Raw genomic sequence first — 20,484 nt, 5'->3', positions numbered from 1 at the left:
GGCTGATATTTTTCTGCCTTAAATATTTTATTAATTTTGCCTTATGGATTTAAGAGATCAACTGAAAAACCTTTTTCCTGATCATGATGAGCAGGATTTTGAAATGCCTGAAGAGAAATTTAAGCAGAAAGAACCTCTGGTATGTAAATTTGAGAAGAAAGGCAGAAATGGCAAGCCTGTGACCGTCATTGAGGGCTGGGAAGGTACCGAAGAAGAACTGAAGAAAATTTCAAAAAAAATAAAAACCACCTTGGGAATCGGTGGCTCTGAAAAGGATGGAACGATCATCATTCAGGGGGATAACCGTGATAAAATAATGGATATCCTTAAAGAAATGGGATATAAGACCAAAAGAGTCGGCGGATAGTTTACAATTTTTAAATACTTCAAACGCTATGACCGCAAAAAGTTTTTTAATTAAACTTGAAAACATTTTTTGTTCGCAATGGCGCTTCACTCAGCTAAGACTTTTGTGCATATTGCGCTAAAAATATTTTAATTTTCCTTTTAAAAGTAAATCTGCGTTTGCGGAATCATTTTCTTTAGTTTTTCAAGGATTGATTTTTTTATCGGATTGCCCGTTAATATTAAGGTTTTAAGATTTTTCAACTCAGAAAATTCCGGAGGCAGATCAGTAAGTTGATTATTGGCCAGATTCATACTTACCATATTTTTTAGCCCTTTGACTTTAGGGGAGATTTCCCTGATGTTGTTCTGGCTTAGATTTAAAAATTCCAGTTGTTTAGATTTAAATAAACCCTCGGGCAACTGAGCAATAGAATTTTGTTGTAATTCAAGATATTTCAACTGTTGCGGAAATTCCAGTTTTCCCAGATCATTAATCTGATTGGAAGATAAATTTAATGATCTCAGGTTTTTAATTTTATCTAAATCTTTAGCAATGAAGCTGATTTGGTTTCCCTGCAGGTTAATTTCTTCCAGTCCCGGAATTTCCAGTAATGCTTCCGGAAAAACGTTCAGATTATTGGCATCAAGATGAATGGTTTTTAACTTTTTAAGCTTACCTAAATTTGGATTGATACTGGTCAGATTATTTAAATTAATGGAAAAACTTTCAAGTTTCTGAAGTTCTGCAATTTCATCGGGAATATATTTGATGCTGTTTTCATTGAGGTTCAAAATCGTAAGCTCTTTCAGTTTAAAGATAGATTCGTCCATTTTCTCAAATTTATTTTCCATCAGATTCAGAAAGAAAACAGAATCGAACTTCTGAATTTCAACAGGAAGATTAAACATTGTTTTCCCCCGAAAACTCATGCTGTAAACTGTTTTTCCACTTTTCAACGCATCATCTATATTGGTATATGTTGGGTATTTTACAGGATCAATCTGTGCTTTTGCCTGTAAAAAAATGATTAACGGAACAGAAAAAAATAACTTTTTCATAAACTAAAAAAACTACCGGCAACCCATGGATTACCGGCAGTTGTGTAAAATATTAATAATTTATTTTTTCAGCAATTTTACGGTCTGCTGGAATCCTCCTTCCGCTTCAATGTTCAGAATTAAAACTCTTGAAGTATTAAGCTGATTGGTAAAATCAAGGTCTAAAACTTTGTTTAATCCTGAATATTTCTGGGTGAAAACAATTTTACCATCAATACTGTAAGCTGTTACCATAATGTTTTTCAGTCCTTTCGGAGAATTGATTTTTACGATTCCTGAAGTAGGGTTCGGAGCAACGGTTATTGTGTTTTCCGGCTGTGTTTCGATGGTTCCAAGAGAACCTGCCGTACCCAGATTGTTTTTCAGGGCTACTACTATTGTTGCAGATTTCCCTCTGTAGTCAATCGTATTTCCGGTAGCGTCAACATCTGTAGAAATAGTAGAATCCGGATGCTGGATAGAGAAGAATCCGAATTTGTGATCTGGCGTGAAAGTAAGTCCGGTCGGTTCTGATCCTGCCGGCATGGATGCAAATAATTTCACTTTAGGATTTGCCTGCGTATGATCCGGAGCCACTACCCAGATATAATTTTTCCCACCATCCTGAAGAACCCACAGGTTCCCAAGCTCATCAAAAGTAAGGTTGTCGTTCCCGTCTCCCCAGGCTTCAGTTTTTGTTCCCTGTGCCGTGTCGAAAGAATAGTTAGTCGTAAGACCTCCCACGAAAGTTTCCACCTGAGAAGCGGTTGCTCCGTCGTCTTTTAACCGGTATACTTTATTCAATCCCTTTGCTGTAAAATATACTTTGCCATCAAGCGGACTGATTTCCACGTCTTCTATTCCATTGAAAGAAGTTCCACCAAGCGATTGCGCCAAAGATGACGTATTGTTCTGATCTGCTTTTGTTTTATTAGGCACCTGAACCCAGGTTGCAGTTGTCGCTACAGGATCCCCGCTGCTTAATCCCTGATCTAATTTCAATACATAAAGATTTCCTGAGGAAAGGTTATTCGGCGTATCCATTACATATTTGTACACCATATGCGTTCCGCCATCTTCACCATAATAAGCCACCGTTCCGGCATTGTTCACCACCACATTTTCGTGGTTCATGATTCCCATCTGCCAAAGTTTTCCTTTAGAACCGTCCGTATTCTGAGTAATTACCTGTGCAGTAACCGGATCAATTTCTACCAGCCAGCCATAATCCTTCATTCCGTCTGCATTAACGTCATTGGAAGTCGTCTGTTCTTCCGCTGTAACGATGGTACCCCAAGGAGTAACACCTCCTGAACAGTTTCTGATGGTCTGAACCAGGCTTGGTGCAGAGAAACTTACGGCTCTTGATCTTGTAAGCTGCCACAATTTGGTTGTTGCGTTATAATTGATTTCCGCCATTGTAACACCTCCAGGATTGGTTTCGTGGTTTACGGAAAGGTAACCGTTCGTGCTGCTTGAATTTTTAGCCACGTATCCTGTGAAGTCATTCTGCCCTCCTACTAATCCTCCTCCTTCTGTATAGCTGTCTCCTTCTTTAAGGATCAATTGATATTTATGTTCTGTAGGAATGATTAATTTATTCGTTTGTGCTGTAGGAACAATGGATGTAAAGCAGCTGATATGAGTTGCGTTGCAAGGTACGGGAGTTACCGTAGCTGTTGTTTTCAGATAAGCATCAATTCTTAAATCCGAACTGGAAGCTCCTCTGTTATGTAATTCGATGGAAATCCTGTTGTTTCCGTTTACAAATTTAGATTTTGGAATAGAGAATACGTTATATACGCTTTCTGCAGCTCCGTCTATGGTTGTTGAAGATAAGGTGTTAAAATCAATTGTTCCTGAAGGCATATTGTCTCTTACCACTTCTTCCCCGTTCAGGTAAACTACAATTCCGTCATCTCTCATCACACCCAGTTCCATCGTTGAGGAAAGATCATTTAAATTAACCGTGAAATCTTTCGCAAAATAGGCGGTGATTAATCCTGTATTGGTTTGGGTGGTTACAGGATCTCCGTATCCTAACGGACCATTTCCCTGCTGCCATGCCGTAACATCATAGTTTGCATTTTTCCACTGGTCTGCCAACGCGGTGTTGGTATCATTGTACTTCCATGAAGAATTTTTGTTGAAGATAAAAGTCTGGGCATTCAACAGCGTACCCGAAACCATTGCAAGAGCTGCAACTGTTAGTAGTTTTCTTTTCATTTTAAATTTCGATTTATTAGACTCTACAAATCTATTTTATTGCTGTGAAGAGCCTATTAATAGGAGTTTAAATAATTCTTTGGAAATATTAATTAATGGAAAATTTAATGTTAATCAGGTTAAGGAAATGTTACATGAATTTTTAACCGCAAAAGAAACAAAAGGGTATTTAAACTATAAGCTGAAATACAAAAACCAATAAAAATATTAAAATATCAGATTTTATTATGCTGTTTTTTAGATTCCTTGACTACGCCGGACCTAAAGGTTTCATAATGACAAGATTGCCGCTAAAAAATCGCAACATGTAATATCTCAAGATAAAAATCTGCGAAATCCGTGCAATCAGCGGGAGGAAAAATTTAACCGCAAAAAGGAATAAAGATTATATATATCAGCCTAAATTATCATGACGTTGAGATTTTCCAGAATGACAAAAGGATGCTTTTTTATTTATTGCTGATATCCGTTAAAGAATTAAGAAAAGTAATAACCTGTTTGATTTCGGTTTGAGTGAGATTTAATTTATCCGGAGCAAGCGTCTGGTTTTTCATTTTTAATCCTAATCCTTCTCCACCTCCTTCATTATAGAACTCAAGAACTTCTTCCAGGCTGTTGAAAGCGCCGTTGTGAAAGTAGGGTTTGGTTAGGGCAATATTTCTTACGGTTACGGTTTTGAAAGAATTTTCGTAAATCCATGAATTCTCTTTTTTCACCGGGCTGTTTACTCTTCCTTTATCTGCGTCAAGTTCAAGAGGTTTTTGATCAATCGGTTTTGCGGTTATTCCCAATACTTCAGATTCATTTTCATTAAAAAATGGCGGCACAAGACCTGAAAAGTTCGGTGCAAAATGGCAGGTTGCGCAATTGGCTTTTCCCATAAACAGGTTGAAACCATTTTTTGCATCGTCAGAAATTTCTTTTTCACTTCTCATAAATTTATCAAAATCACTATCGTAAGAATAGAGGGAAGCAACGTAAGAACTCAACGCTTTTGAAAAATTTTCCCGGTTGATATTTCCTTTTTTAAAAGCTTTTTTGAAGGCTTTCTTATATTCCGGATCTGCGTTTATTTTCTTAATAATATTATCATAACTGGTGTTGAATTCGTCCTTGTTGTAAATAACATGTTCGGCCTGCTGCTCGAGGTAAAAAGCCCTTAAATCATAGAAAAATCTTTTGGCAAAAACAGCGTTGTAAAGTGTAGGAGAATTCCTCAGTACTGTTTTTCCGTCTACATTGCTTGGCGACTTGGATTTAAGATCCGTGAATGCATTTTCGGGAAGATGACATGTAGCACAACTCATTTTACCGTTGCCGCTTACATTCTGATCATAGAAAATTTGTTTGCCCAGCTTTCTTAACGCTTCATTATCTTCATCCTTTTTCAGCAAAGTATAAAAATAAGGATCAAGAAAATCGCTGCTGAAAAAATCTTTGCTTCCGGGATTCCATCCGGAAAATTCTTTCAGATCATCCGTTCTTCCGTCCCAGCTTCCCAGTTCCCGGTATAAAGGCTGAATATATTTTTTGTAAAACTCTATCCTGTCGAAAGTTTCAAATTCTTTATTTTCTGAAAGGTAAGTGATGCCTGCGGAAAACAACTGATCTGCTTTTTCCGTGTTGTAATTTTTAAAATAAGGATCATCCTGAATATACTTTTCCATTCCTGAAAAGGCATGCAGGGTTTCTTCGGAAATATTTAAAGAGCCCGGCGTATCAAAGCCTGTCACGCCGAGGCTATATATTCTGATGAGTTCAATTCTCAACGGCAATGTTTTATTGCTTCCTTTACTTAAACCGTTTTTCAGTGAGCTTAAATAGAAACTTGAATAACTGTTGAAAAGAAAATCGGCAATAGTCTTTATTTCTTCTTTTTTGGTTTCTGCTTCATCAGAAAACACCAGTTCATCCAGAACCTGAAGACCTTCCGGAGGAAGTGTATAAGAAGTTGTTCCAGCCGCTTCAATATGAAATAAAGGAGCTGCGTTAAGGTGTGTTTTTGTAAATTCAGGATAATGATAGGCTACATAAAACTCTATTTCTTTGAATGAATTTCTTGTTTCCTTTAAAGTTTTGCGCAAATCTTCAAGCGTTATTTTGTTTTCGGAAAAACCATAAGCATCGGATTTCAATTGGCTGAGTCTGGTTTTAAAATCTGATAAACCTTCATGGATCACAGAATTTTCATTTTTAAAACCTTTATGAGAAGGATTGAAAGACATTACAGCAAAACCTAACAACACAAACAGAACAATCAAAGAATAAAACTTCATTAATTTTTTTCTGCAAAACTACCGATAGGAAAAGCTTCGCAGGTTATCCCAACTTTAAATTTGAATTAACTAATCTTTACATTTCAGATAATGGAATTTTTACTAATTTTAAATCCCGAAATCACATTCAGAACTAAACTAAAGGTTTCTATACCGATGTTTTAATAATGAAAAGGATATTTGGGATAGATTTAATACAACTTTAATTCAAATAAAAACATATTATGCTCAATAAACTTGCTGCTTCAGAACTTGTTCTGAACGAAGACGGAAGTGTCTATCATCTGAATCTTTTACCTGAAGATATTGCTGAAAAGATTATTCTCGTTGGGGATCCCGATCGTGTTGCCAAAGTTTCAAAATATTTCGACACGGTGGAAATCCGCAAAAATAAAAGGGAATTTTATACCCATACCGGAACACTTCGTGGTGAAAGAATCACTGTAATGTCAACAGGAATCGGGACGGAGAATATTGATATCGTAATGAATGAGCTGGATGCTTTGGTGAACATTGACCTTAAACAAAAGGAATTCAAAACCGAACATACTTCTCTGAAGCTTTTCAGAATGGGAACCTGCGGAAGTGTAAATCCTGATGTTCAGGTGGATAATATGCTGGTAACACAAAATGTGGTTGGATTAGACGGTTTAATGCATTTTTACCAGGATTACCATTTTGAAAACGAATTTTCCAGAAACTTTTATGAAAAATTCCCGTATGAAAATATAAAACCGATGCTTTATTTTTCAGAATGGTCAGAAGAACTGGGTGAATTATATAAAGACGCGAAATACCACGGAAATACAGCGACATTTCCCGGCTTTTATGCACCTCAGGGCAGACAGCTTCGTTTAAAAGCTCTGGATGATCAATTCCTTGAAACATTGAATGATCTGGGCATCACGAATTTTGAAATGGAAACTTCCGCAATTTATGCGTTTTCAAAATTATTAGGGCATCAAGCCATTACCGTAAATAATGTCATTGCCAACAGAAGACGCGGCGAGTTTTCATCAGATCATCACGCTTCCGAAAAGAACCTCATTGAATGGGTTTTGGAAAGAATTATCAAATAAATTAAAAAAGGATTGCGTTTCCGCAATCCTTTATGTTTTTAGTACGGACAATTCTTTTCGTATTCTTTTATAATGCCGCCATAGAATTCCAGGTAAGCCTGAAGCATATAATCTCCGAGCAAATCCTGAGTTGCATTATGACCCAGTTTATTTTTTTTGCCTTCATCAAAAGCCTGTTTTCTGATATCTTTAAATTTCGTATTCAATGCTTTTTTGAAATCTTTATCTTGTAGTTTTGCCTCAAAAGTATTCATATATTTCTGGAATTCCGGGCAGTCGCGGCCTGCATACCTGAAGGCTTCCACCATTTTTTCATATAAAGAACCCGCAAACAAGCCCAACTTGTCGTAATCTACAGGCATAACGGCAAAATCATCTTTAGCATTCCTGATATAAAGCTGAGAATAACCATAATTACAGATCGCAGTGCTGCACATTTTTATATTTGAACCATAGATCTGGATTTTCCCATCGTAAAGTAACGGCTGAAATGACCTCTTCTTTTTATCGCTGACTTTACCGTCTTTATCAACATATTTCATGTCGAGTCTGTTTATTTCATTTGTTACGTTGCCATATTCATCATATATTTTTACGGATTTTACTTCATCTGCACCAAATTTCTCATCTTCGGAACTTTTCGTTTTCTTATAAATGAAATTGTAGATATTATCTTTGTCAAAAAATGCAGGATATGTTCCGTTGGGATAAGTAAATCCCACAAAAAAACCATCGGCCTTGGAACCGTCCGTTAACAGAAACTCCACTTTAGGTAAATCTTTAGTACCTTGTTTTCCATAAGGTTGAGAAAATAATTTTGTACTTGTGATACAAATTAATAAAAGAAGTAATTTAAGTTTCATAAAGTATTATTAGTTTAATCTTTCGAAGCTCAAACATACTAAAATTTATTATATCTCAAAAATAAGTTAGAATTATTAAAAAATTACTATTGTGAAATCAATTTAGGTCAAGAATATATTACAAATTCACTTTTGAAACTGAAATACAGTAATTATTGTAAGGCATTTGATTTTAATCTTGACAACATACGAAACAATAAAGCAATATATAATCTAAAATTCATTAATGGTAACATAAAAATGTGCTGAATTTAAGCTTTCGGCGCTACCTGCAATATTGGTAAGGTTAATGGTAATGTTTGAAACCGAGGTCAACCTGGGATTTGATATCGAGAAGGTAGAATTTCCTGCAAAATCATTTGCCGGTGTAACGACAATAGTTGCTCTTGTAGAAGTCATGACCAAAGCCGGCGGAACAGGAATATCCATCGTTGTAGTTTTTCCTGAGGGAAGGTTGGTAATAGACACCGAAGGAAATACTTCAAAACTGATTTGATTCTTTTGCACCGTTCCTTTATTTCCCAATTTATACTGTCCACTAACATCTAGTTTCGCTGCAGTATTGGGTGTACCGGTTCCGATACCCACATTTGCATTGATGTCTCCTAAAACAATTGCATTAGGTTGAGATGTTGAAGCGTTATAACCTATTGCCGTAGAATTCTGCCCACTTGCAGAAGCTCCGGAACCCAATGCCGTAGAGTTTTGTCCTGATGTAAGTGTATTATTGCCCACTGCTGTTTCGTTATTGCTGTTAGTTTTTGCTGCAAAACCTAAGGCAAGAGATCTATAGCCTCCTGAAAATGCATTTTTACCCACTGCGGCAGCTTCGTTATTATCTGCAACAGCATTGTATCCGATAGCTGTTGACTGATATTTTGAACTTGCCGAATTTCCGAAGCTTATTGATCCATCTACACTTAATTTCCCAATATTAGAAGCGTTTACTTTAAAGATGAGGTCATCATAAGTTGATGTTCCTATGGAAAGATTGGTAGCATTGCCACCATAATTTCCCGCATTATTTCCTGATGTGCTCCAGTTTCCCGAACTTGGTAAAACTGTAGAGACCGTAGCAATCTGGTTCCATTTTGAATTGCTCCAGAAATAAAATCCGGAAGGAGAAACACCGCCAAGGCCGTTGTTCCATATCAGTAAACCTTCTGCCGGCGATGATATTGTAGTAACATCTGTGGTTGACAGGAGAGTGATTCTTGGTATAAGAACTCCTTTGTTTCCGGAAGTGATATCCAGGATAGAAGAATTGGCAGGTGTGGTTGTACCTATTCCAACCTGAGTGAAGCCGTAAGTAGATTTAAATAATAATATACAAACAGATATTACTTTAAAATAAGTGCTTTTTTTCATCTTTTGTGTTTTTGTATTGAATCACAAATATAAATATTCTCAATAAATTACAAATCAACTATATGAAAATATTTATGAATAAATTTATTGTTTTTATGAAAAATTTAACAGTGTACCACGATTTTAGGAATAGTTATTGTTTTACTAGTAATATCACTAAAATATTTTATTATGAACAATTCAGAATACAACAAAGCAGAAAACGCAGTAGATAACACTGAAAACTCTTTAAAAAATGCAGCTGACAAAACAAAATGGAAAGTTGAGGAGTTTGCAGACAGAGCAAAAGATTATATCAACGAAAAAAGAGCCAATGATGAAGAGGCAAGACATGAAGACTGGCTGGACAGAGCAAAAAACAATGCTTCCGACGCTTGGGAAAATGTAAAAGACAAAGCTAATGAAGCATGGGAAAAAACCAAAGATGCAGCAGAAGATGTGAAGGCAGAATGGAATAAAAAAACAAATTAATTTCAGTCATATAAATATTTTCAAGAAAAACGGAGTCTTTTTACAAGAGGCTCCGTTTTTTTATTATGTAATAAACACAAATATTGCTACATTTGTAAACTAATAAACATTAAAAATATGTCATACGGTTTACTTAAAGGCAAAAAGGGAATTATATTTGGAGCCCTTAATGAACAATCGATCGCTTGGAAGGTTGCAGAAAGATGTCATGAAGAAGGTGCTGAGTTTATTTTGTCTAATGCTCCTATCGCTATGAGAATGGGCGAACTGAACGCGTTAGCAGAAAAAACAGGATCTGAAGTAATAGGAGCTGATGCCACTTCCATTGAAGATTTGGAGAAACTTTTTGATGCCGCTGTTGCAAAATTTGGTAAAATCGATTTTATCCTTCACTCTATCGGAATGTCCGTGAATGTGAGAAAAGGAAAACATTATACGGAAATGAATTATGACTGGTTGGAAAAAGGCTGGGATGTATCCGCCGTTTCTTTCCATAAAGTAATGCGCGTGGCATGGGAAAAAGACTGTATGAATGAATGGGGAAGTATTTTGGCCCTTTCTTATATTGCAGCTCAGCGTACCTTCCCGGATTACAACGATATGTCTGATAACAAGGCTTACCTGGAAAGTATTGCAAGAACATTCGGTAACTACTGGGGTGAAAGAAAAGTTCGTGTAAACACGGTTTCACAGTCTCCTACTCCTACTACGGCGGGAAGCGGCGTGAAAGGCTTCGGAGGATTCCTTGGATATGCTGAAGACATGTCTCCTCTTGGAAATGCCACGGCTCTTGACTGTGCCAACTACTGTGTTACTTTATTCTCTGATCTTACGAAAAAAGTAACCATGCAGAATCTTTTCCACGACGGTGGATTCAGCAGTTCCGGCGTAACGCAGAAAGTAATCAATAAATATGATACTGAGCAATAATTAAATTATTTTAAATATATAAACCAAAGTATAATTTACTTTGGTTTTTTTATTGCAATCAACAATGAAAAATATAACACAAATACTTATTGGATCGGTAATTCTTTTATGCTGTACTAAAGAACAGAAAGTAATATCAGAACCGATTGTTCAAAAGGAAATTGTCGGTATTAAAAATTTAAAACATTTTCAGGTTGGGCTTGAAGAAAAGTTTGAAACGCTGCCCTTATTAGATTTTACAGAGATTACTAAAAATGAATATGATAATCTGAAAAATACGGCCCATATTATTACAGATTTACCACTCCAGGCCAGAAATGATAATTATGAATTAAAAATAAACGATAAAATTGTTCAGTTAAAAAAAGGAGGCAATACATTAAAAGAAGGAGAAACCCAATATGATTATTTAGGATTTTATCCATCTTTAAATATGTACGCATTTTCTGCAAACAGTATAAGCGATAATTTAGGCTTTAGCAAACTTTACCTGATTAATGCAACGAATCCTTCTGTTTACAGCATTGTATCGCCGGGCGATGACAAAGTAGAAAATCCTGTTATTTCTCCTGACACAAAATATGTAGCATACTATTATAATTACGTTTACGGTACAAATGAAAGTTTTTTAGGTATCCTTAAAATTAACAGCAACAAGACATTCACTGAATTTCGGAGCTTTTCTTCAGATAATTTTAATATTAAAGATGTAGTCTGGTTCGGTGATGATTATATCGGAATAAAAGTTACCGATGATGATTCAAAAACGTTTAAATACTATAAAGCAAATCTGTCATTGAGTAACAATAATAAAAGTTCCAATCTTTCAGGTATTGACGGTAATTATAATATTCATGTAGAAACAGAAACTACCTCTACAGGAATGGCTTCCATCAGTTATTCATTTAAAATAAGAGGCAATGAAGCGATATTGGAAACAAATACTTATCATGAACCTATAAGATGTAACGGAAAATACCTTGTAAGAGAAAATAACAATATATTCGAATTATCTTACAATGATAAGGAAGACAACTGTACATCTTCTGGTATATTTTACCTAAAAAAAGATAGAGAAAAATATTATATTAAAGGAGTTGGAGGTGAAGCCACCGTACAGGATTGGCTGCAATTGAAGAAGGAATAATATTAATTCTGAAAAACAGAATCGGCGGCACCTTTGGTGCCGCCGATTCTTTAAAAATAATGTTAATATGAAGAGTTTTATAAAATTACGGTTTGTATAGAATGTGCCGGAGCAGATAGTTTTGCTGCCATTCCTTCAATCCAGAGATTGGTGTCAATATCAGTATCGGAGTCGTTCATGATTACCGTTACCAGCTGTCCGTTTTCATTCATAAATGTTGTGGAAGTAAGTGCCGCACGATTCGATGAGGTTCCGATGCGCTGTGCATTTGGCTTTATGAATTTAGAAACATGACCGATATAATAATACTCGTAAGTATAATGAACTTCACCGGTTTTGGTATCTGCAATGATAGGAGCAAAACAGAAATTACCGACATGGTTCGGGCCACCTGTTTCATCCAGGAGAACATTCCAGTCTGTCCATAAAGCTGTTCCTTTGTTGAAGTCGTTCAGCATATTTCTTCCGTAGAGTTCGCCCAGTTTCACATCATCGATTTTAGATAGGTCAAACTGTTCCTTACAGCCTTCCGTAAAGGCAAGAAATTTATCCGGAAAAGCCTTATGTGTTTCAGAAAGATTATCAAAAAGCTGCGTTTTGTTGTTCCAGGTTTCATACCAGTGATATCCGATTCCTGAAGCGTATTTTGAAGTTTCGGGATCGCTTAGCGTGGTAGTTGCTCTTTGGTAGATCAGGTCACGGTTATGATCCCAGATCATCACTTTTTTATCTTTATAGCCGTTTTTCCAGAGTGTCGGTCCCAGATTATTTTTAAGGAATTCGCCTTCCTCTTCAGCCGTGTAAATGCAGGATTCCCAGGTCTGTGTTGCCATAGGCTCATTCTGCACTGTTAATCCCCAAACATTGATGCCTCTCTTTTCGTATTCTTTGATGAATTTAATATAATAATCTGCCCAGCTCTGGTAAAAAGCATTTTCAAGCCTTCCTCCTTTCAGCATACTTTTGTTGGATTTCATCCACGCCGGCGGGCTCCATGGCGAAAAATAAAAAGTGAAATCCTTACCGATCATTTTCTGAGCTTCCTTAATCATCGGAATTTTATATTTCTCGTCATGTGCCACGGTAAAAGTTTTCAACGCATTGTCGTTATCCTGCACGTAAGTATAAGAATCGCTTGAGAAATCACATGAATTCATATTGGTACGAACTACAGTGTAACCAAGTCCGTTTTTTCCATAATATGCTTCCAGAATTTCTTTCTGCTTATTCTTTGGAAGTTTGTATAGCGTCTCAGCGGATGCATCCGTAATGGCTCCTCCGATTCCTATTAATTTCTGATATCTGAAATCAGGATCCACGAAAATACAGGCATCCGTTTCTTTAGGCTGAGGCATTTTTTCAAACTTCACCATTCCCTTATCAACCATTTTTTCGTTGGTTTCAGAATGGGTAAAAATAACTTTTGCCGATTTTCCCGCATTCTTCTTCCAGTAGCTCTGTGCATTTATATTACAGGCAATTCCTATCACAAAACAACTTACAATTAGCTTTTTCATTTATTTCTTCTTCTTTATCTATTCGTTTAAATTCTGAGAAATCTTTTCACTGAAGAATCTATTTATCCTGATATACCCTTACGTAATCGATTTCAAATTTTTGAGGGAAAACGGTATCATCAATACCTTTTAATCCACCCCAAAATCCTCCTACCGCAACATTCAGAATCAGGAAGTAAGGTTGGTCAAAAGGCCATGCGCCGTAAGTTTTTTCTTTGTTTTCGTAGGTGAAAAACTTTTTATCATCTACGTACACTTCAATTTTTTCCGGGGTCCAGTTTGCTTTATAGACATGAAATTTTTCGCTGACATCTTTTACAAAGATCGTATCGGTTTTCTGAGTATTGATCTTATGATTGTAATTTTTGGTGTGTGCCGATGCATGGATAAATCCCTGATTATAACCTACATGCTCCATAATATCCAGCTCACCATCGTCCGGCCAGGTTTTCATTTTTTCACTCATCATCCAGATCGCTGGCCATGTGCCGCGGCCTTTCGGAAGTTTGGCTCTTACTTCAACGGTTCCGTATTCAAATGAGAACTTTCCTTTTGTAAGAAGTCTTGCAGAAGTATATTTGCTTTCTTCCCAATTTTCTTTTTTAGCTTCAATGATGAGATTTCCTTTTTCTACCCTTGCATTTTCCAGTCGGTTTTTGGTATAAAACTGAGATTCCTCGTTTCCGAAACCATGTCCGCCAACATCATAATTCCACTTGGTGGAATCCGGCAGACCTTTATAATTAAACTCATCCGACCAGACCAGCTTTTTACCGGGATATTTGTTAGCCGTGCAATTTACCATAGTAAAAGCGAGCGTTCCCCCGATAATGAAATTAAATATATATTGAAACGTAATTTTCATAGCATGATTTTGTTAAAACATTCAGTTTTATACCGCCAAAAGCGGGTTTTATCCCGCTCTTAGTAAGTAAACTATAGTATTATTTTAACCAATTAATTCTTTTCGTCTGAACATCCCGTGAATTTGTTCCTACCATAATATCAAATTCGCCGCCTTCCCAGTCAAAATTTAATTCATCATCATAGAATTTAAGATCTTCCGGAGTCAAATTAAAACTGACGGTTTTGGTCTCTCCTTTTTTAATAAAAACTTTCTGGAATCCTTTTAGCTCTTTTACAGGTCGTACCACTTTTCCAAACAGATCTCTGATATACAGCTGAACCACTTCTTCGCCATCATAACTCCCATTATTGCTGATGTTGACACTGATTTTTAAAGTCTGATTTCCTTTAAGGTTCGTAGAACTTAAATTCATATCAGCATATTTAAACTGTGTATAGCTTAAACCATAACCAAATGGAAATTTTGGATCATTATCCAGATCAATATATGCCGAAACATAATTTCTGTCGGTATTGTTTTTTGCAGGTCTTCCGGTGTTATAATGATTATAATACACGGGAATCTGTCCTTCTGTTCTTGGGAAAGTCATTGGAAGTTTTCCTCCTGGATTTACTGTTCCGAAAAGTACGTCTGCAATAGAATTGCCGGCTTCCGTACCCAGCCACAAGGTGTATAAGATTGTCGGAATATTGTCTGCTGCCCAATCAAACACCAAAGGTCTTCCTGCATTGATCATTAAGACAATCGGTTTCCCGGTTTTGGCAACTTCTTTTAAAAGTTCTTCCTGAACTCCTGAAAAATGAATATTGCTTCGGCTTTTTGCTTCACCACTCATCGCATGGCCTTCACCTAATGTCATAATGACAACGTCCGCTTTTTTCGCAGTTTCCACTGCCTCTGCAAACATTGATCGGTCCTGATCATCAGCATTGGCGCCTTTTGCGTATAATAAGGTTGAATTTTTATCCAATTGATTTTTAATTCCGTCAAACTGCGTTACAATTCTTTGATTATCATCTTTAAATGCCACCGACCAGAATCCGTGATTGGCGGAAGTTTCTTTTCCGAAAGGCCCGATTAAAGCAATGGTTTTTGTTGATCTTGAAAGCGGAAGAATATTTTTTTCATTTTTCAGTAAGACAATACTTTTTGAACCGAATTCTCTTCCGAATTTCCGGTTTTCCTGATTATTCGTCTGCTCCTTTTGTCTTTTTTCGTCGCTGAAACGGTAAGGATCATCAAATAATCCCATCTCGAATTTTTTAACCAAAATCCTTCTCGCAGCATCATCAATAAACTTTGGATCCACTTTTCCTTCCTGAACCAGTTTTGGAAGTTCCGCCATGTAAGCACGGCTTTCCATATCCATATCGCTTCCTGCAAGAATAGCTTTTTCCGCAGCTTCTTTATTGTCTTTAGCGTAACCGTGAGGAACCATTTCTCCGATACTTCCCCAATCTGATACAACAAAACCTTTAAAATTCCACGATCCTTTTAATAAATCTCTTAAAATATATTTGTTGGCTGTAGCAGGAATTCCGTTAATATCATTAAAAGAGTTCATAAATGTGGCAACCCCGGCTTCTGCTGCAGCCTTGAAAGGAGGTAAATACGTTTCATTCAGCTGTCTCAAGCTCATATCTACCGAATTATAATCTCTTCCGCCTACTGCTGCTCCGTAAGCCGCAAAATGTTTCGCACAGGCCATGATGGCATCAAGATTTCCAAGACCTTTTCCCTGAAAACCATGGATTCTTGCCAAGCCGATCTGCGTTCCCAAATAGGTATCTTCTCCGGAACCTTCCATCACCCTTCCCCATCTCGGATCTCTGGCAATGTCTACCATGGGTGCAAAAGTCCAGTGAATTCCGTATGCGGAAGCTTCCGTTGCTGCAATTCTTTCTGATTTTTCAATTAATGCTAAATCCCAGCTTGCTGCCTGACCTAAATTTACCGGAAACGTTGTTCTGTACCCATGAATAACATCCTGCCCGAACAATAAAGGAATTTTTAACCTTGACTGTAAAGCTAATGCCTGAAACTTCCTGGTTTCACCGGCTCCGGCTACATTGAGCATAGAACCGACTTTACCTTGTTTTATTTCGTTTAAAACACTTGCAGAATTGGAATTCTGAGGCCCCGTTGCGTATTCAAAACCACTGTACTGAACCAATTGGCCTACTTTTTCTTCCAACGTCATTTTAGATAACAGTTCAGAAACTTTCTGATCAATGGTCTTTTGCCCGAATGCATTCATTCCAAAGGCTGTAATTGCCAATAAGAAATAAACTCTTTTCATTTATAATTATTTTTGACTATCTGTTTTTTGCTGTTTGTTTTAACGCAACCCGCAAAGATTTTTAAACTAAATGCTTTTTCTACTTAATAAAGACACAAATTTTTTATTCTTTACAAATAATTTCAGATAATCATATTAAACTTAAAAAATATAGGTCGCCGTTGAGCTTCCTGAAATGGTAACAGGGGCCGTTTTCTGATTATATTTAATATTAAATGCTTTATCCGTTGAATTGCGGTTCTGAACAATTAAAACCGTTTTTCCTGCCGGAGTTTTGAAAGCTACGGTTGAGAGGTTATCCCCTTGTGTAGATTCAATTCTCTGAGAATTTGCAGGAACAAATTTCGAGGCGTGAGCAATAATATAATAGGCAACATTTTTATCATACGCTGCAGATCCGGTAATGGTAACCGCACCTTTACACTGCGTACAACCACCCGGTGTATGAGGCCCGAATGATGCATCATTGGCTACATTCCATTCCAAAGCTGTCCTGCTCCAGTTTCTCATAGATCCAATAATAATGTTTTTTGTGTGCCAATCCAAATCTCCGCCGAAATTTCCTGTGGAGCTTGTCCACTGTTCTGTAAAATAGACATTTTTATTAGGAAATAAATTGTGAACGGTTCCCAATGCTGAAATATCTCCGGCATATAAATGAAATGCAGATCCATCTACATAAGGATTTGCTGCAGCATCATTCAATATGGATAAAGGATAAGCCGGATTATCACAGTTGTGATCGTAAGCAATGATCTTTGTTGTAATATTTGCAGCCTGGAATGCCGGGCCCAAATTGTTTTTAATGAAAGTTGCCTGATCTCCCGCACTCATGTACATGCTGGGATTATTACCCGGGTGTAGAGGTTCATTCTGAGGCGTTATGGCATCAATCCTAATTCCCTGTGCCTGCATTGCCTGAATATATTTCACGAAATATTGTGCATACACCCCATAAAATTCAGGTTTTAAACTTCCTCCCATGCTGTTTCCGTTATCTTTCATCCAAACCGGTGGCGACCATGGAGTAGCCAATATTTTAATATTCGGATTAATTACCAGAATGTCTTTTAACATCTGAATAACTGCCTGGTCTTTTGTAAGGCTAAACTGTGCCAATGTAGGATCTGTCTGTCCTGTCGGCATATCATCATAGGAAAAAACTTCACTGTTAAGGTCTGAAGCGCCGATGCTGATTCTTAAATAGCTGATTCCGATTCCCGAGCTGCTGAATAAATCGTTTAGAAGCTCCTGCTTTTTAGCAGCATTCAGCTGATTGATCACCTGCACACTTCCCCCGGTTAAGGTGTACCCAAAACCATCAACCGTCTGGAATACCTGTGAAGCATCAACTTCAATGGTTGTTCCCGAGTTTTGATTTCCTGAAAAGTAGGCGGTACTCTGTTGTTGTAATTTTACAGACTGGTCTCCTTTGGTAAGCCATACCTGTACAGGATCTCCCGTGGCACCTCCCCCTCCGTTGTTCCCGGAGTTATCATTATTATTTGCCAGATCCGAAGATGTGCTGCTACAGTTTAAAAAAGAAAGAAGCGCTACACCGCAAAGTGCAGCACTTCTGAATAAGAAACTATATGAATATTGTGAGTTCATATCAAATTTTTGGAAAAGTTTATTGTGTTCTTCGGAATTCTACTTTATCAATGCTTAAACTATTAACAGTTCCTCCGCCGCACTTAATTACCAAATACACGGTTCCTGTTGTTGTAGCAGTGTAGACACCTCCGTTTTTAGAATTGTTACAGCCTACCGACGAAACTTTCCCTTTGAACTGACTTGTTCCACAACCATCCCAAGTATTAATATTTCGGTATACAGTTCCCCCAACATCCTGCCCTGTCGCCGGAATACTATTTAAAACATATACTTCAAACCAGGTATTGACTAAAGCTGTATCTGATGAAGCCACCATGTCAATAGAATATTTTTGCCCTGCAACAACATTCACAGCCTGATAAATTGCCTGTTGATTACTTCCGGACGCAACAATGGTAGCTTTACCGTTTGCAAAAACCCATTGAGCTCCCGATGCACTTATTTTATGGATGTTCCATTTTGCGATTTCCTCCGGTGTATCAAACCTGCCGCCCTGAATCATATTTCCAGAAATAGGGTCTGATGTAGGGACTACAACAGTTTCGCTTGCAGTTCCTCCAACAATTCCGCCTATTCCTATAGCCTGATGTTGAATAACATATGTTCCTGCGTCAGGAAGGAAAATATTTTCTTCACTTTTCCCGTTATTATAACCGTCATCATCTATATTCCATTTGGAGTTTAGATAATTGTTGTAATTTCTTTTTAATAAATAATGATTTTCTGAGGTTTTAGCAACTTTAAACGAGGCATCTACAGCTTCTTGCGTAATACCATTTCCATCACCATCTACCATATCTGGGGTACAGCTTGCAAGGAAAAAAACTGAGGAAGTTAATAACAGGCTTTTATTGATATATTTAGTTATCATATTTTGATTTTTTAATTAATAACCAGGGTTTTGTTTTAAAGCGGTATTTGTAAGTTCATTGAAAGGAATCGGAAGAATTTCATTCTTACCGGCCGTGAATCCTCTTGATCCTAAAATTGCCGGAGCATCTCCCCATCTAACTAAATCGAACCATCTGTGTCCTTCTCCGGCAAGTTCTCTTCTTCTTTCGTCTTTAATCGCCTGCATCGAAACAGGAACTGAAGATAGCCCGACTCTTGCTCTTACCGCATCTAATAAAGCCTGTGCCCTTGCTCCAGAACCCCCTAGTGCTTCAGCCTCCATTAAGTAGGTATCCGCAAGTCTTATGGCAATATAGTTTTGGCGGAAATTTAATTCTACAACTCCTGGCAGGGTGGTCTCATCCTGTGTTCTTGGTAAATATTTATTTAGGAAATATCCAGTATCCCTAAATCCTGGAGAATAGGTAATTTTATTTTGCTGAACTAAAGCTTTAGCATTAAAAATTGTGGCATCCAAACGTGGATCTCCCTGCATAAATGCAAATAAATTGTCAGTTGCTGGATTGAACCCCCAACCCTTATGGATGTTTGGAGCAGTATTTACAACTGGGGAAGTATCAACTTTGCCGTAAGAGATAATTCCTACCATTTGATTTACAGAGTTCCCTTCATCTTTCCCTGAACCCCAGAATCCCCAATCTGCATTACTTCCATTTGTATGCATTACTTCCAAAATGGATTCTGAAGTAAATTTATTATCAACAGCCCACAGATCTGCAAAATTTGTCACCAATTTATATCCATATTGGCTTGTGCCTCCAGGAGTTCCGTTTACCTGTGCAAATTCTGCAGCAGCCTGTGTATATTTTTTATCATAAAGATAAATTTTTCCTAAAATAGCACGAGCAGAGCCTTGTGTAATTCTTCCTAACTCGGCTTTATTGGATGCCGGAATAGTCATTGGAAGATCGTTGATAGCAGAGATAATATCTCCTTCTATCTGGCTATAGACATCTTCCGGTTTAGCTTGAGGAATATTGTAGTAATCGTCTGTTACCAAAATAGGTTTTAGCACCAATGGGATATTTTTGAACATCCTTAGCAATTCAAAATAATATAATGATCTTAAAACTTTTGCTTCAGCAATGAATCTTTTTCTTGTCTGATCATTCATATTGGCATTAGGAATTCTATCTAACAATAAATTTGCTTTTGCAATTCCCTGATAATAATCTTTCCAGTAACTTGCCGGCATTATAACCGGATTTATAGAATAATTTGAAAACCCCTGAATACCTGCACCATCTGAAGAGTTTCCTCCTCCTGAGTAGAAATCGTCCGAAGCTCCATTAAAAAATGTTACCATATTCTCGAATCCGCCGGAATATTTTCTTAGCATATCGTAAGTAGCTATAAGTCCGGAATATGATTGTTCTTCGTTCTGAAAATAGTTGCTTGAATCAAAAGTTCCAGTATTCTGAACATCTTCAAGATTACTATTATTACAAGAAATTGATCCTAAGCCAATTCCTGCAAGCATTAATACAGAAACACTTTTATATATAAATCTTTTATTTTTCATTTTTCT

At 37.0% G+C, this 20,484-nt stretch carries 16 protein-coding genes; 5 read left to right on the top strand and 11 right to left on the bottom strand.

Annotation, left to right across the window (positions count from 1 at the left end; genetic code table 11):
- Positions 1 to 43: 43 nt before the first annotated feature.
- The gene (locus M0D58_RS02050; RefSeq protein ID WP_248393254.1) at positions 44 to 367 is read left to right on the top strand and encodes a translation initiation factor; all 324 of its coding nucleotides are present in this window, start codon (positions 44 to 46) and stop codon (positions 365 to 367) included.
- A gap of 140 nt (positions 368 to 507) precedes the next feature.
- On the opposite strand, the gene M0D58_RS02045 is transcribed toward M0D58_RS02050, so the two are convergent.
- From M0D58_RS02045 to M0D58_RS02035, 3 genes are all read right to left on the bottom strand, one after another.
- A complete protein-coding gene (locus M0D58_RS02045) occupies positions 508 to 1,407 on the bottom strand; it encodes a leucine-rich repeat domain-containing protein (RefSeq protein ID WP_248393244.1) in 900 nt (299 codons plus the stop codon).
- 60 nt (positions 1,408 to 1,467) lie between these two features.
- A complete protein-coding gene (locus tag M0D58_RS02040; RefSeq protein WP_248393242.1) occupies positions 1,468 to 3,612 on the bottom strand; it encodes an alkaline phosphatase PhoX in 2,145 nt (714 codons plus the stop codon).
- Positions 3,613 to 4,061: 449 nt separating this feature from the next.
- A complete protein-coding gene (locus M0D58_RS02035; protein WP_248393239.1) occupies positions 4,062 to 5,888 on the bottom strand; it encodes a cytochrome-c peroxidase in 1,827 nt (608 codons plus the stop codon).
- A gap of 224 nt (positions 5,889 to 6,112) precedes the next feature.
- Here M0D58_RS02035 and M0D58_RS02030 point away from each other — a divergent pair, with 224 nt between their 5' ends.
- Positions 6,113 to 6,967 carry a nucleoside phosphorylase gene (locus tag M0D58_RS02030; protein WP_248393235.1) on the top strand — a complete coding sequence of 285 codons (855 nt, stop codon included), beginning with the start codon at positions 6,113 to 6,115 and terminating at the stop codon, positions 6,965 to 6,967.
- A gap of 38 nt (positions 6,968 to 7,005) precedes the next feature.
- Here M0D58_RS02030 and M0D58_RS02025 read toward each other — a convergent pair whose 3' ends face one another.
- Both M0D58_RS02025 and M0D58_RS02020 read right to left on the bottom strand, forming a co-directional pair.
- Positions 7,006 to 7,830, bottom strand: coding sequence for a hypothetical protein (locus M0D58_RS02025; protein WP_248393233.1), 825 nt, complete (start codon positions 7,828 to 7,830; stop codon positions 7,006 to 7,008).
- Between the two features lie 213 nt (positions 7,831 to 8,043).
- Positions 8,044 to 9,198, bottom strand: coding sequence for a hypothetical protein (locus M0D58_RS02020; protein ID WP_248393231.1), 1,155 nt, complete (start codon positions 9,196 to 9,198; stop codon positions 8,044 to 8,046).
- A gap of 171 nt (positions 9,199 to 9,369) precedes the next feature.
- Between M0D58_RS02020 and M0D58_RS02015 the strand changes: the two genes are divergently transcribed.
- The 3 genes from M0D58_RS02015 to M0D58_RS02005 all read left to right on the top strand — a co-directional run bounded on the left by M0D58_RS02015 (position 9,370) and on the right by M0D58_RS02005 (position 11,746).
- Entirely contained in the window at positions 9,370 to 9,669 is a 300-nt protein-coding gene (locus tag M0D58_RS02015; protein WP_248393229.1) for a hypothetical protein, read from the top strand.
- A gap of 117 nt (positions 9,670 to 9,786) precedes the next feature.
- Positions 9,787 to 10,599, top strand: a complete 813-nt coding sequence (locus M0D58_RS02010; protein WP_248393225.1) for an enoyl-ACP reductase FabI — start codon at positions 9,787 to 9,789, stop codon at positions 10,597 to 10,599.
- A 64-nt stretch (positions 10,600 to 10,663) separates the two neighbouring features.
- A complete protein-coding gene (locus M0D58_RS02005; protein WP_248393223.1) occupies positions 10,664 to 11,746 on the top strand; it encodes a hypothetical protein in 1,083 nt (360 codons plus the stop codon).
- A 77-nt stretch (positions 11,747 to 11,823) separates the two neighbouring features.
- Here the strand turns inward: M0D58_RS02005 and M0D58_RS02000 are convergent, their stop codons facing one another.
- From M0D58_RS02000 to M0D58_RS01975, 6 genes are all read right to left on the bottom strand, one after another.
- Positions 11,824 to 13,263: a glycoside hydrolase family 30 protein gene (locus tag M0D58_RS02000; RefSeq protein ID WP_248393221.1), complete on the bottom strand. Its 1,440-nt coding sequence runs from the start codon at positions 13,261 to 13,263 to the stop codon at positions 11,824 to 11,826.
- A gap of 58 nt (positions 13,264 to 13,321) precedes the next feature.
- On the bottom strand, positions 13,322 to 14,128 hold the full coding sequence (locus tag M0D58_RS01995; RefSeq protein ID WP_169230433.1) for a glycoside hydrolase family 16 protein: 807 nt from the start codon (positions 14,126 to 14,128) through the stop codon (positions 13,322 to 13,324).
- Positions 14,129 to 14,207: 79 nt separating this feature from the next.
- Complete coding sequence (bglX, locus tag M0D58_RS01990) at positions 14,208 to 16,430, bottom strand: beta-glucosidase BglX (protein ID WP_248393219.1); 2,223 nt, start codon at positions 16,428 to 16,430, stop codon at positions 14,208 to 14,210.
- A 141-nt stretch (positions 16,431 to 16,571) separates the two neighbouring features.
- Complete coding sequence (locus M0D58_RS01985) at positions 16,572 to 18,041, bottom strand: glycoside hydrolase family 30 protein (protein ID WP_248393217.1); 1,470 nt, start codon at positions 18,039 to 18,041, stop codon at positions 16,572 to 16,574.
- A gap of 19 nt (positions 18,042 to 18,060) precedes the next feature.
- A complete protein-coding gene (locus tag M0D58_RS01980; RefSeq protein WP_248393215.1) occupies positions 18,061 to 18,915 on the bottom strand; it encodes a hypothetical protein in 855 nt (284 codons plus the stop codon).
- A gap of 15 nt (positions 18,916 to 18,930) precedes the next feature.
- A complete protein-coding gene (locus M0D58_RS01975; RefSeq protein ID WP_248393212.1) occupies positions 18,931 to 20,478 on the bottom strand; it encodes a RagB/SusD family nutrient uptake outer membrane protein in 1,548 nt (515 codons plus the stop codon).
- Positions 20,479 to 20,484: the final 6 nt, after the last annotated feature.

Origin of the sequence: Chryseobacterium nepalense, from assembly GCF_023195755.1 — a bacterium.
Lineage (GTDB): Bacteria > Bacteroidota > Bacteroidia > Flavobacteriales > Weeksellaceae > Chryseobacterium > Chryseobacterium nepalense.
Note: the sequence above shows the minus strand (reverse complement) of the source record. Positions and strands in the feature narration are given on the sequence as shown.

Bases quoted from the DNA above. Each gene is read 5' to 3' on its own strand.
- M0D58_RS02050 (WP_248393254.1), top strand. From the start codon at position 44: ATGGATTTAAGAGATCAACTGAAAAACCTTTTTCCTGATCATGATGAG.
- M0D58_RS02045 (WP_248393244.1), bottom strand. From the start codon at position 1,407: ATGAAAAAGTTATTTTTTTCTGTTCCGTTAATCATTTTTTTACAGGCA.
- M0D58_RS02040 (WP_248393242.1), bottom strand. From the start codon at position 3,612: ATGAAAAGAAAACTACTAACAGTTGCAGCTCTTGCAATGGTTTCGGGT.
- M0D58_RS02035 (WP_248393239.1), bottom strand. From the start codon at position 5,888: ATGAAGTTTTATTCTTTGATTGTTCTGTTTGTGTTGTTAGGTTTTGCT.
- M0D58_RS02030 (WP_248393235.1), top strand. From the start codon at position 6,113: ATGCTCAATAAACTTGCTGCTTCAGAACTTGTTCTGAACGAAGACGGA.
- M0D58_RS02025 (WP_248393233.1), bottom strand. From the start codon at position 7,830: ATGAAACTTAAATTACTTCTTTTATTAATTTGTATCACAAGTACAAAA.
- M0D58_RS02020 (WP_248393231.1), bottom strand. From the start codon at position 9,198: ATGAAAAAAAGCACTTATTTTAAAGTAATATCTGTTTGTATATTATTA.
- M0D58_RS02015 (WP_248393229.1), top strand. From the start codon at position 9,370: ATGAACAATTCAGAATACAACAAAGCAGAAAACGCAGTAGATAACACT.
- M0D58_RS02010 (WP_248393225.1), top strand. From the start codon at position 9,787: ATGTCATACGGTTTACTTAAAGGCAAAAAGGGAATTATATTTGGAGCC.
- M0D58_RS02005 (WP_248393223.1), top strand. From the start codon at position 10,664: ATGAAAAATATAACACAAATACTTATTGGATCGGTAATTCTTTTATGC.
- M0D58_RS02000 (WP_248393221.1), bottom strand. From the start codon at position 13,263: ATGAAAAAGCTAATTGTAAGTTGTTTTGTGATAGGAATTGCCTGTAAT.
- M0D58_RS01995 (WP_169230433.1), bottom strand. From the start codon at position 14,128: ATGAAAATTACGTTTCAATATATATTTAATTTCATTATCGGGGGAACG.
- bglX (WP_248393219.1), bottom strand. From the start codon at position 16,430: ATGAAAAGAGTTTATTTCTTATTGGCAATTACAGCCTTTGGAATGAAT.
- M0D58_RS01985 (WP_248393217.1), bottom strand. From the start codon at position 18,041: ATGAACTCACAATATTCATATAGTTTCTTATTCAGAAGTGCTGCACTT.
- M0D58_RS01980 (WP_248393215.1), bottom strand. From the start codon at position 18,915: ATGATAACTAAATATATCAATAAAAGCCTGTTATTAACTTCCTCAGTT.
- M0D58_RS01975 (WP_248393212.1), bottom strand. From the start codon at position 20,478: ATGAAAAATAAAAGATTTATATATAAAAGTGTTTCTGTATTAATGCTT.